Origin of the sequence: Lysobacter sp. Root690 (assembly GCF_001427785.1) — a bacterium.
Classification (GTDB): Bacteria; Pseudomonadota; Gammaproteobacteria; order Xanthomonadales; family Xanthomonadaceae; genus Lysobacter.
Genome location: NZ_LMHM01000013.1, coordinates 614,536 through 626,792, shown reverse-complemented (window position 1 = coordinate 626,792; position 12,257 = coordinate 614,536). Strand labels below are relative to the sequence as shown.

Below are 12,257 nucleotides of genomic sequence, written 5' to 3'. Positions count from 1 at the left end.
GCCAGCAGGCGCTGTTATCTGCCGCCAAAGCCACGCGATCGGCAACTTGAGTCCGTGCGGCAGCTCAATCGGTCGATTGCGCCGCCTGGAACAACCGGACCAACGGCTGCTGCGAGGGCGACAATTCCAGCTCGCGCAAGCGCAGCCATTTCGGACTCGCCGCGCGCGGCGCCGCGGCCAGCAAGCCCGCGCCGCGCGACAACAGGCCCAGGCGCGAACGCGCCGCGATCAAGGCCTGTTCGAGCGCGGCCGCATCGATCGGCGCATCGCCTTCGAAATCCGGCAGCTCGCGTCGCTCTTCGGGCAACCAGGGCGCGATCTGCAACCACAACGCCGCCCAGTCGATCGACGGAAACTCCAGCGCGCGCGGCGAAGACGGCAGCAACTGCGGCGCCAGCCGCCCGCGCGGCTGCACCGGACTTTCGGCGAAGCAGCGGTAGACGAATTCGCTCGCGGTCATCGCCTCCGCGCCGCTGCGCGCGACCCGCAGCAAGGCTTCGTGCAGCACCCGCCGCAACGGCGGCTGCGGCGGCAGTTCGCGTTCGCGCAAGGCCGCGAGCACGCCGAGCGCGCGCAAGGGATCGCCGGCGAAATGCGGCCGGCGCAGCGACAGCGCATGCGCGAGCACCGCGATGCGATCGTTGTCCTGCAAGACCTCGCCATGCGCCGCCAACGGCCGGCGCGCGTCGACCACGAGCAGGTCGGATGCGCGCAGATAATCGTTCAAGCCCGGCTCGGTGACGCCGTCGGCGGCGAATTCGAGCACGCAGCCGGCGCGGCCGATCAAGGCGACATGGTCGTAATCGCTGTCGCCGAACCACGCGGTCAACGCCGCCAGGTCGCCGCGCCGACGAATCAGCAGCAGATCGCCGGTGCGCAATTGCGCCGCGGCGACCGCGACCGATCCGGCGCCGTCGGGGGTCACGTCACCACCTCGCGCACGGTTTCCGGGCTGTGTCCGGTGACCCGGTCGCGACCGGCCGACTTGCTCGCGTACAAGGCCGCGTCGGCGCGTTCGAGCAGTTGCTCGGGGGTTTCGCCGGGCAGCAGTTCGGCCACGCCCAGGCTCAGGCTGACCGGCAACAAACGTCCGTCGATCGACAAGGGACTGCCGCTGACCGATTCGCGCAGATGCTCGGCGACCCGCACCGCATCGCGCAGGAAGGTATCGGCCAGCACCACCAGCACCTCGTCGCCGCCGTAACGGCCGAACAGGTCGTAGGCGCGCAGGCGGTTGCGCGTGCGCAGCGAGACGATGCGCAAGGTTTCGTCGCCGACGCGGTGGCCGTGTTCGTCGTTGATGCGCTTGAAGTGATCGATATCGAAGAACACCACCGACAACGGCCGGCGCGAACGCTGCGCGCTCTCGACCGCACTGCGCAGGCTTTGCGAAATCGCCGCGCGGGTCATCGCGCCGGTCAGGCTGTCGTAGGTGGCCAGGCGGTTGGCGGTGTCGCGGTCGCGACGCAGCTGCTGCAGCTTCGAAGTCAGACCGAGCAGCAAGCCCAGGCCGCCGAATGCCAGGCCGACCGGGAACGCGTATTCGAGCCAGTGGTACTCGGGCCACCACTGATGGTGCGCGCCGACCAGGGCCACCAGCAGCGACATCAGCGGCAACCACGCCAGCAGCAGGAAATAGGCTTCGCGCTGGCGCCGCCACACCGCGACCGCGGCGCAGTACAGCACCAGCGCGATCACCAGCAGCAGGTTGAGGTTGCCGTACAGCGCGCTGTACTTCCAGGTGCGGAACAGCGACACCAGCAGCAGGCCGCCTAGCGAGACGCTGAGCCAGTCGAGGATCTGCGCGACCTTCGGCTGGGTTGTGCGCAAGCCGAGGAAGAACACCAGGAAGCGGATGCTGGCGAGCACCGCGGCGGTGTTGAGCACGATGTTGGTACGACTGTCGGGCGCGATCTGATTGAGCCACGGGATCACCCGCATCTCGCCGCCGTCGGCGGTGAGGGTGAGGATCTGCAGCACCAGTGTCAGGCCCAGGTAGGCATAGCCGCGTTCGCGCAGGCCGGCCCAGAACCCGAACGCGAGCACCGCGACCACGCCCATCGCGGTCAGCACCACGCTGCGCAGGCCGACATGCAGCATGTCCTCGCGCTGGACCTTGGCCAGCGGCTGGATCAGCACGTCCGACGGCAGCACGTCGGTGGCGAGCACGCGCAGGTACAGCGAATCGCCCTTGCGCAGCCCGTGCGACAACGGGAACACGATCATCCGGGTGGAATGGTTGTAATCGGTGTCGGGGCCGTAGATCGAACGGCGCAGCGGCACGCCGTCGCCCGGGCGCCACAGCTCGATCTCGCGCCGGTACGGCCGGTTGATGGTCAGCTGCGGCGAATCGACCGCGGCCACGTCCTCATTGAGCGTGACCCGCCACCACACCGGCTGACGCTTGGGCGCCCAGATTTCGTGACCCGACACTGCTTCGAAGCGGCTGTCGAATTCACCACCGAGCACGCGCGCGGGCACCGGGTCCTGCCCCAGCCGCGCCAGACTCAGCGACGGGGGACGGTAACCGGAGGGATCGTACGGAAGGTGACCGGAGGGCGCGGCTTGCGATGCGGACTGAGCCACCGAAGGCAGGCTTACGGCCTGCGCCGACGCGATCGCCGCCACCACCCACATTCCCAGCAGAACCAATAGGCTCTGCCAGCCACGACGCCAGGGTTTCCCCATGCCCCTTCCGGTCATTAAGTCTGCTGACCCGAGCATAGCCCAAGGGCCGCGCATTCCGATGGAGGGGGCCGTCACGCTTTCGGTGTTGGGTCTGCGCCTTCGCGCCAGGTTGCGTGCCTTGCCGCATTCGCGCGGCATCGTCGGCTACCGCTTCGCATCGCCGACGCGTGGCATTTCGGTCCATTGCGGACGCTGCGCCGAGCCAAGCGACCGACAATGCAAAGTCGCGGCGAGACACACGGCTCGCCGCCGGCGGTCCCGTCTCGACCCATGGCTCTGGCTAAAGCCGCCGGCGCGCACCGCCGGACGCGCGGATCAGTCGCGCGCGCCCTCGCCGGTGACGCGGGCCACCGCATCGTGCGCGTGCAGGCTTTCGAAGTGCGAGACCTGCGCATCGAAGCGTTCGATGCGCGGATCGCGCGCCAACGCGGCGGCGACGCGGCGCGCGGCGTCTTCGCAGAACATCAGGTTCTCGGCGTTGAGGCGGGCGAAGGCCTGCTCGTCCTCGCGCTTGACCGCGGTCTGCACCGGGGTGCCCAGCGCCTGCTCGATCGCATCGATCAACGCGGTCAGCGGCAGTTCGTCGAAGGCCGGACGCAGCTCGACCCGCACGTCGGCGCGGCTGCGCTGCGCGTGCGGAGTCGCGGCCAGGCCGCGCTCGGAGGCGAGCCAGTCGCTGACCACCGCAGGCGACAGCGGATGCACCGCGGCGAAATCGGCGGCGAAACGTTCGGCGTTGAGCTGGCGCGACAGCGCCGCCGAGGCCGGACAGGTGCTGGAGTACTCGACAGCGAAACGCAGGCCCAGTTGCAGGTGACCGTCGATCAGGCGCGCGTCGATCTCGACCGGGTAGCGTTTCCAGCCGGCGTTCTGGCTGGCCAAGGCCGGACGCAGCAGCAATTGTTCGTAACGCAGGACCACCCGCGCGGCGCTGGAAATGCCGCCCTGGCCGTCGACCAGGCCCTGCAGCACGCGGCGCAGTCCGGCCGGGGTCAGGCTCTCGCTGGCGAACGCGTTCTGCAGTTGCAGGTACATGCGCGACATATGGATGCCGCGCGCATTGGCGTCGCGCAGGTCGACCGACACGTCGACCGAGGCCGCGACCTGGATCGCGCCGCCGTCGGCACTGGCGATGCGCAGCGGCAGCGCGATGTTGGCCATGCCGACCCAGTCCAGCGGACGCGCGGCGGCGGCGGCGTCGAAGGCGACGTCGGGAAGGGTCGAGCGGTTGGGCAGATGAGATGTAGTCACGGCGACGAAGATGGGGGCGCGTGGGGGATACGCAACGAAGGCCATTCTACCGGCCGGGGCCGGCGGCCCCCTGCCCGGCCCTGCAACGGTCAGTTGCGGGCGCCGCGCCAGGCCGCCAGCAACGCGGTCCACGGCGACAGCGGTCGCGCCGCGTCGCCACGCTGCAGACGGGTATGCGCCAGCGCGGTCCACAGCCGCCGCGGCACGGTCGCGCCGCCGCGATCAGGCCATTGCGCCAGCAGCTCGCGGCTCCATTCGGCCGCCGCGCCCTCGCCCGGCCGCGCCATCGCGCGCGCGACCACGCTCAGCGGCACCGCCGCGTCGCCTTGCAGCACCAGCCGGGCTTCGAGCAGCGACGACTGGATCGCCGGCACCGCCGCTTCGGCCAGTTGCCCGGGCACCGGTTCGAACAGGGCCGCGTCGATCGCGGCGATCGCCTCGGCGACCGGCAACAGATGATCGAAGGCTTCGCCGCGATCGCCGGGACGCTCGCGGCTGTCGCGCAACGCCGGCAGCGCCACGGCCAATACCTGCCAAGGAGCGGCCTGACGTTGCAGCGCCAGCCCCAACGGATGACGTCGGCGGCCCTGCCTCCAGCCCTGCAGCTCTTCCATCCACCAGCCCAGCTTGGCTTCGCCGGGCAAGGCGTCGCTGCCGCCCCAGGCGGCATCGGTAAGTTCCTGTTGCAACGCCGCCCAGGCCACCGCGGTGGCGCGCTGGGTGCGCGGTACGAACACTTCGGCCACCGACCATTCCGGCCAGCGCGCGCGCCATTTGCCGGCGAAATCGTGCAGCGCCTGCTCGTCCCCGGCGGGCGCCGCGGTCGCGCTCATCGCGTCGCCGGCCATGCGCCTGCCTCGATCAGGTCTGACGGCGCGTCGATCAGGACATCGCCCCGCCACGCGATCGGGTCGTCCTCGGCCAGCCGATAGCCCCACAGCGCGACCACCGAGGCCATGCCGGCGCCGCGCGCGGCAACAATGTCGCGTTCGTCGTCGCCGACGTAGACGCAATCGGCCGGATCGATGCCGATCTGCTGCGCGGCGACGGTCAACGGCAGCGGATCGGGCTTGCGCACCGCCAGGGTGTCGCCGCCGATCAGCACCGCGCAGCGGGTTTCCCACCCCAGCAGCGGCATCAGTTTGCGCGCCAGGTATTCGGGTTTGTTGGTGACGATGCCCCACGGCCGGCCGGCGGCTTCCAGCGCCGCGAGCATCGGCTCGACACCGTCGAACGGCGCGCCGTGCAGGCCGAGCTCGCGTTCGTACAGATCGAGAAACTCCTGCACCCAGCCGTCGCGCTCGCTCGCATCGACGTGCGGAAAGGCCGCGCCGAGCATCGCCCGCGAACCCTTCGACACGTGCGCGCGCAAGTCGTCGAGCGGCATCGGACCGAGCCCGTGCTGCGCGCGCATGAGGTTGGCGACCGCGAGCATGTCCGGCGCGCTGTCGAGCAAGGTGCCGTCCAGATCGAACAGCACTGCTTTGGGAAACGCCTGCGCCGGCTTGGCGGCGGCGTCGGCCGCGACCGCCGCGCTCATACGCCCGATTCCGGCTTGGCGTCCGGCTTGAACGCGCAGGCCAGATAATTGATCTCGGTGCGCGAAGTGATCCGCGCGGTGTTGCGCCACGGCTCGTACATCAGGCCGCTGACGTCTTCCAGTTGCAGCCCGGTATCGCGAAACCAAGCCGCGAGTTCGGACGGCTTGATGAAGTCGCGGTACTGATGCGTTCCCTTCGGCACCAGCCGGGTCAGGTACTCGGCGCCGACGATCGCCAGCGCGAACGCGGCCGGGGTGCGGTTGAGGGTCGACACGAACAGGCGGCCGCCGGGCTTGAGCAGCTTGGCGCAGGCGCGCACGATCGCGGCCGGGTCGGGCACGTGCTCGAGCATTTCCATGCACGTGATCGCGTCGAAACTTTCCGGCCGCTCTTCGGCCAGCGATTCGACCGATTGCAGCCGATAATCCACCGACACGCCGGTCTCGAGCCGATGCAGCTTGGCGACCTTGATCAACTCGGGCGCCAGGTCGATCGCGCTGACCTGCGCGCCGGCGCCGGCCAGGGCCTCGCTGAGCAGTCCGCCGCCGCAACCCACGTCGAGCACCTGCGCACCGCGCAACGCGGCGCGCTGGGCGACGTAGTCCAGGCGGACCGGATTGAGCGCGTGCAGCGGTTTTTGCGGCCCTTGCGGGTCCCACCAACGGTTGGCCAGGGCGCCGAACTTGTCGAGTTCGGCCTGGCTGAAATTGTCGTGGCTCGCGCCGGTGCCGGACGAATCGCCGGAGGAAGTCGATGCGTTGCTGGCTGCGCTCATGAGTCCTGCTCGTGGTGTCCGTCGAGCGCCTGCGCACGGGTCGCGCAAGGTGTCGAGGTGGGGCCGATAGTGTGAGGCAAGCGCATCGGCGGCGGTGTTAACGCGACGCGATGACGCCGCGCGATACGTGTTTGTCGTCGTGGTTTGCGTTCTCTTCGCGATCCGCGCTCAACGCTTGATCGCGGCGATCCGCTCGCGCCACTGGCGCGCGTTGGCGATCAGCGCTGCGGTGTCCATGTCGACCAGCCGGCGCTCGCGCAGCCTGGCGCGGCCGGCGATCCACACGTCGCCGACCTGATGCCGGCCGGTTGCGTAGATCAGCTGCGAGACGACGTGATGCACTGGCTGGGTCTCGATCTGGCCCAGGTCGACGCAGACCAGGTCGGCCTGCTTGCCGATCTCGATCGAGCCGACCTTGGTGTCGAAGCCCAGCGCCTTGGCCCCGCCGAGGGTCGCCGCGCGCAGCGAGGTGAAAGCGTCCAGCGCCGAAGCGTCGTCGGCGACGGCCTTGGCCAGGATCGCCGCGGTGCGGGTCTCGCCGAACATGTCCAGGTCATTGTTGCTGGCGCAGCCGTCGGTGCCGATCGCCAGATTGACCCCGGCGTGGTGCAGCTTGCAGGCCGGACAGAAGCCCGAGGCCAGCTTGAGGTTGGATTCGGGGCAATGCACCACGCTCACGCCGCGCTGCGCGCACAACTCGATCTCGGCGTCGGTGAGCTGGGTCATGTGCACCGCGATCAGGCGGTCGGTGACCAGGCCCAGCCGGTCCAGCCGCGCCAGCGGGCGCTGGCCGTGCTGCTTGATCGAGTCGGCGATTTCCTGCGCGGTCTCGTGGGTGTGCAGATGCACCGGCAGGTCGAGCTGATCGGCCAGCATGCGCACGCGTTCGAAATTGGCGTCGCTGACCGTGTACGGCGCATGCGGCGCGAACGCGGTCGCGACCAGCGCGTCGTCGCGCCACAGGTCGTGGACCTCGCCGGCGCGATCAAAATATTCGTCGGAAGTCTTGGCCCAGGCGGTCGGGAAATCGATCACCGGCAAGCCGACCCGGGCGCGGAAGCCGTGGCGCTTGTAGACCGCGGCCTGCACGTCGGGGAAGAAATAGTTTTCGTTGGCGCAGGTGGTGCCGCCGCGCAGCATCTCGGCGATCGCCAGGGTGATGCCGTCCTCGACGAACTGCGGCCCGATCACCGCCGCTTCGACCGGCCAGATGTGGCCTTGCAGCCACTGCATCAGCGGCAGATCGTCGGCGATCCCGCGCAGCAGGGTCATCGGGTTGTGGGTGTGGGCGTTTACCAGGCCGGGGATCAGCGCCGACTCGGGGCGGCTGACGGTTTCCGCGGCGGCGTAGCGCGCGCGGGCGTCGGCGATGGGCAGGATGTCGATGATGACGCCGGCTTTGACCGCGACGGCGTGGTCTTCGAGGACGACGGCGTGGGGTTCGACCGGGACTACCCAGCCCGCTTCGATCAACAGGTCGCAGGGAAGAGGGGCGTTCTCGGTCGTCATGCGCGTCTCGATGCGGGTGTAAGGAAGCCCGGCGCGTGGCGCGGGCGAACCGGCGATCAAGCTGGCATGCGCCGGTTACTGCTGGGCGACGCCGGGAGAGGAAGGTTCGCGGCGGCGCGGGTGAAGCTAATGATTCGAAGCGAAAAGCATTGCGTCGGGTCTGCGGGTTTTGCGCTCGCCCGGCCCGGGCTGGTCGCCCGGGCGTTCGCGGGGATGACGCATCGGCAAAGCCGTGGCCGCGTACGGCGGCCACGGGCCGACACGCCATCAACAGCGGGTCACTTCACCCGGCTGACGTACTCGCCCGAACGGGTGTCGACCTTGATGGTCTCGTCCTGGCCGACGAACAGCGGCACGCGCACGACCGCGCCGGTTTCCAGGGTCGCCGGCTTGCCGCCGCCGCCCGAGGTATCGCCGCGCACGCCCGGGTCGGTCTCGGTGATCTTGAGCTCGACGAAGTTCGGCGGCTGGACCGCGATCGGCACGCCGTTCCACAGCGTCACCACGCACTCTTCCTCGCCCTTGAGCCACTTCTCCGCGCCGCCCATGCCGGCCTTGTCGGACTGGACCTGCTCGAACGATTCCTGGTTCATGAAATGCCAGTACTCGCCGTCGGAGTACAGGTACTGCATGTCGGTGTCGACCACGTCGGCCTGCTCGACGTTGTCGGTGGCCTTCATGGTCATTTCGACCACGCGACCGGACTTGATGCTGCGGTACTTGATGCGGGTGAACGCCTGGCCCTTGCCCGGCTTGACGTACTCAGTCTCGGTGATGATGCACGGGTCGTTGTTGACCAGGATCTTCTGTCCGGTCTTGACGTCGTTCATGCCTAGGCTGGCCATGCTGAAACTCCTGCGAAATGAGAGATTGAGGCGATAAGGGTGCCGGTGGTCCGCGACCGTGGGGTCCGCAGGCTGCCGCTGGCCGTCGTGGCGGCGCGCGCCCGGACCGGCCTGCGGCGGCGACGGGGGTCGGTGGAGCGCCGGGGTCGGGCTCGCCCGGACCGCCGGTGCGGCGACGGAAGGCTAGAATGTCGGGCTGCGCCGGCCCCGTCCGCAGCGGTACACCGCGTGGTCGGGACCCGGGCGCCGAAACCCATGACGGCATTCGGAACCCTGAAGGCTAGCCCTGCATGATACCTGCTGCACCACTCGCCTTACACCCAGCCCCCATGGCCGCCGCACCCGCGCGCTGGCAGGCGCTGTGGCGCGATGCGATCCGCGACCCGCGCGAGCTGCTGGCCCTGCTCGGCCTGGGCGAGGCCGGCCTGGCGATCAGCGATGCGGCCGCGGCCCAGTTCCCGCTGCGGGTGCCGCGCGGCTTCGTCGCGCGCATGCGCCACGGCGATCCGAACGACCCGCTGCTGCGCCAGGTCCTGCCGCTGGACGACGAGATGCGGCCGATGCCGGGCTTCAGCCTGGACGCGGTCGGCGACGGCGCGGCCAAGGCCGGCGCCGGGGTGATTCGCAAATACCGCGGCCGTGCCCTGCTGATCGCGACCGGCAGCTGCGCGGTCCATTGCCGCTACTGCTTCCGCCGTCACTTTCCCTACGCCGAGGAAACCGCCGCGGCGGCCGGCTGGCGCGAGGCGGTGGCGGCGATCGCCGCCGATCCGGACATCGACGAGGTGATCCTGTCCGGCGGCGACCCGTGGTCGCTGGCCACCCCCAAGCTGGCCGAACTCAGCGAGGCCCTGGCCCAGGTCGGCCACATCAAGCGCCTGCGCATCCACACCCGTCTGCCGGTGGTGCTGCCCGAGCGGGTCGACGCCGCGCTGACCCAATGGCTGCGCGCCCTGCCCTGGCCGGTGGCGATCGTGCTGCATGCCAATCACGCCAACGAATTCGACGCCGATGTCGACGCCGCGATGCAGCGCCTGCGCGCGAGCGGTGCCACTTTGCTCAATCAGGCGGTGCTGCTGCGCGGGGTCAACGACAGCGTCGAGGCGCTGACCGCGCTGAGCGAGCGCAGTTATGCCGCCGGCGTGCTGCCCTACTACCTGCATCAGCTCGATCGCGTGCAGGGCTCGGCCCATTTCGAAATCGACGACGCCGCCGCGCGCGCGCTGCATCGCCGGCTCGCCGCGCGCATCTCCGGCTACCTCGTGCCCAAGCTGGTGCGAGAAGTGGCAGGCGACCCGGGCAAGCGTCCGTTGTAAGGTTGTAATCTGTCTGGGGTTTGATGCTTTGAGTTCGATCGGGGGCGTGGTCCGATGACCGCACGCGGGCGCAAGCACATGCGCCGGCAAAGCGCATCGGCCGCGTAATCGAACCCAACAACGGGTCACACATTTTCGTCCTTACATGGACGAGGCCGGCGCTTCGTGTCATAAAACCGGCCCACGGAGGTGGTCAATGCAATTCGGCAAAGACATGGTGTTGCGCTTGCTGATCGTCGACGACAGCGTCGAGGCGGCCGAAGCCATCGTCAGCGCGCTGCGCAACAGCGGCATCGCGGTACGGCCCACGCGGCCGGAAAACGAACAGGAACTGACCGCGCTGATCCTGCAGCATCCGCCGGATCTGGTCCTGGCCGCGCGCAATTCGCGCAACGTCTCGATGCATAAGCTGATGCAGAGCGTCGACGCCAGCGGCAAGGACCTGCCGGTGCTGGTGCTGATGGAGACCGTCGACGAAGCCGCCCTGCTCGCGGTGATGGAGATCGGCGCGCGCGGCGTGGTCCTGCGCTCCAATATCGTGCATCTGCAGAACGTGGTGCGCGCCGAATGGGCCGACCTGGAAGCGCGCCGCTCGCTGCGCCGCCTGGAAGCGCAGGTGCGCGAGACCGAGCGCCGCTGCGACGCGCTGATCGATTCCTCGCGCGATCCGATCGCCTATATCCACGAGGGCATGCACATCCGCGCCAATGCCGCGTACCTGGATATCTTCGGCTTCGAATCGTTCGAGGACATCGAGGGCATGTCCCTGCTCGACCTGGTCGCGCCGAGCCAAGTCGACGGCTTCAAGCAACTGCTCAAGCAGCTCAGCAAGGGCGACGCGCCGCCGCCGACTTACGAGACCCAGGCCCGCGCGCTCGACGGCAACGCCTTCCCGGCGGTCATGGAGTTCACCGCGGCCACCTACGAAGGCGAACAATGCCTTCAAGTGGTGCTGCGCCGCCAGGAGATCGATCCTGAGCTCGCGCGCGAAGTCGAAGCGATGCGGCAGCGCGATCAGGTCACCGGCCTGTTCAACCGCGCGACCTTCCTGCGTTCGCTCGAGGACGCGGTCGCCGACGCGGCGCAGAACTCGGCCCATCACGGCCTGCTGCTGATCGAGCCCGATCATTACAACCAGTTGCTGCAGGAAATCGGCCTGGACCAGGCCGACCAGCTGATCAAGGCCTGCGGCGAGCGCCTGCGCGAGGCGATCGGCCCGGACGACATCGCCGCGCGCTTCGGCGAACACCAATTCGCGGTGCTGACCCTGCACAGCGACCATTCCCACACCTCCGAACTGGCCGACAAGCTGCGCGAAGCCTTCGCCGGACGGGTGCTGGAAACCGACCACCTCTCGCTCAGCGCCACCGCCAGCGTCGGCGGCGTGCAGATCGGCGAGAAGATCGCCAGCGTCACCGCCGTGCTCGGCAAGGCCAGCCAGTGCCTGCAGTCGGCCAGCGATATCGGCGGTAACCGCACCGAACTGTTCGATCCCGGCGCGGTCGACCGCGCCGAGGAAGAGCGCATCGCCGCCTGGGTCGCGCGCATCCGCGACGCGCTCGACGCCGACCGCTTCGTCATGAACTACCAGCCGCTGATCAACCTGCACGGCGAGCCGATCGAGATGTACGAGGCCTACCTGCGCATGCAGAGCCTCGGCCCGGACGACAGCAGCGAACTGGTGCAGCCGCTGTCGTTCCTGCAGATCGCCGAGGAACACGGCCTGCTGTGGGAAATCGACCGCTGGGTGGTGGGCAAGGCGATCCAGGTGATCGGCGAGCGCATGCGCCAGGGCCGCCAGACCACCTTGCTGGTCAAGATCACCCAGGCGTCGCTGCAGGACGAAAGCCTGCAGCAGCACATCGTCGAGCAACTGGCCAAGCACGGCGCCGACGGCAAGCTGCTGGTGCTGCAGTTGTCCGAATCGAAAGTGTTCACCAACCTGCGCGCGGCGCAGGAATTCCAGTCGCGCGTCTACCACTACGGCGTGCGCGTCGGTCTGGAGCAATTCGGCGCCGGCCTCAACTCGTTCCAGTTGCTGACCCACTTCGACGCGGCCTTCCTCAAGATCGACCGCAGCTACATGGAAGATCTGACCTCCAACCCCGACCACCAGCAGCGCGTGCGCGAGATCGCCGAAAAAGCCCGCGAACTGGGCCGCCAGACCGTGGCCGAATTCGTCCAGGACGCGGCCAGCATGAGCCTGCTGTTCGCCGCCGGCATCGACTACGCCCAGGGCCACTTCCTGGCAGCGGCGGGGCCGGATATGGATTACGACTTCCAGTGAGGCCGGGATTCGTGATTGGGGATTCGTGATTCGGGGTAAGGCCGG

10 protein-coding genes are annotated in these 12,257 nt (G+C 69.0%); 2 read left to right on the top strand and 8 right to left on the bottom strand.

What is annotated here, in order from left to right:
* Positions 1–64: 64 nt before the first annotated feature.
* The 8 genes from ASD86_RS14725 to efp all read right to left on the bottom strand — a co-directional run bounded on the left by ASD86_RS14725 (position 65) and on the right by efp (position 8,609).
* Positions 65–925, bottom strand: a complete 861-nt coding sequence (locus ASD86_RS14725) for a hypothetical protein (protein ID WP_056111815.1) — start codon at positions 923–925, stop codon at positions 65–67.
* Entirely contained in the window at positions 922–2,688 is a 1,767-nt protein-coding gene (locus ASD86_RS14720; RefSeq protein WP_162253669.1) for a diguanylate cyclase, read from the bottom strand. The genes ASD86_RS14725 and ASD86_RS14720 overlap by 4 nt, the downstream gene beginning before the upstream one ends.
* Positions 2,689–3,003: 315 nt before the next feature.
* Positions 3,004–3,939, bottom strand: coding sequence for a GTP cyclohydrolase FolE2 (gene folE2, locus ASD86_RS14715; RefSeq protein ID WP_056111809.1), 936 nt, complete (start codon positions 3,937–3,939; stop codon positions 3,004–3,006).
* Positions 3,940–4,028: 89 nt separating this feature from the next.
* A complete protein-coding gene (locus tag ASD86_RS14710) occupies positions 4,029–4,787 on the bottom strand; it encodes a hypothetical protein (RefSeq protein WP_056111806.1) in 759 nt (252 codons plus the stop codon).
* Entirely contained in the window at positions 4,769–5,479 is a 711-nt protein-coding gene (gph, locus tag ASD86_RS14705; RefSeq protein WP_056111803.1) for a phosphoglycolate phosphatase, read from the bottom strand. The genes ASD86_RS14710 and gph overlap by 19 nt, the downstream gene beginning before the upstream one ends.
* The gene (ubiG, locus tag ASD86_RS14700; protein WP_056111802.1) at positions 5,476–6,255 is read right to left on the bottom strand and encodes a bifunctional 2-polyprenyl-6-hydroxyphenol methylase/3-demethylubiquinol 3-O-methyltransferase UbiG; all 780 of its coding nucleotides are present in this window, start codon (positions 6,253–6,255) and stop codon (positions 5,476–5,478) included. Before ubiG ends, gph begins: the two co-directional genes overlap by 4 nt.
* A gap of 168 nt (positions 6,256–6,423) precedes the next feature.
* On the bottom strand, positions 6,424–7,764 hold the full coding sequence (locus ASD86_RS14695) for a TRZ/ATZ family hydrolase (RefSeq protein WP_056111799.1): 1,341 nt from the start codon (positions 7,762–7,764) through the stop codon (positions 6,424–6,426).
* 278 nt (positions 7,765–8,042) lie between these two features.
* On the bottom strand, positions 8,043–8,609 hold the full coding sequence (gene efp, locus ASD86_RS14690) for an elongation factor P (protein ID WP_056111797.1): 567 nt from the start codon (positions 8,607–8,609) through the stop codon (positions 8,043–8,045).
* 290 nt (positions 8,610–8,899) lie between these two features.
* Here efp and epmB point away from each other — a divergent pair, with 290 nt between their 5' ends.
* Together epmB and ASD86_RS14680 are read left to right on the top strand one after the other, a co-directional pair.
* Positions 8,900–9,925, top strand: coding sequence for an EF-P beta-lysylation protein EpmB (epmB, locus tag ASD86_RS14685; protein WP_056111793.1), 1,026 nt, complete (start codon positions 8,900–8,902; stop codon positions 9,923–9,925).
* A 196-nt stretch (positions 9,926–10,121) separates the two neighbouring features.
* Positions 10,122–12,212 (top strand): EAL domain-containing protein, encoded by a 2,091-nt coding sequence (locus tag ASD86_RS14680; RefSeq protein ID WP_056111790.1) that lies wholly within the window; start codon positions 10,122–10,124, stop codon positions 12,210–12,212.
* Positions 12,213–12,257 lie beyond the last annotated feature (45 nt).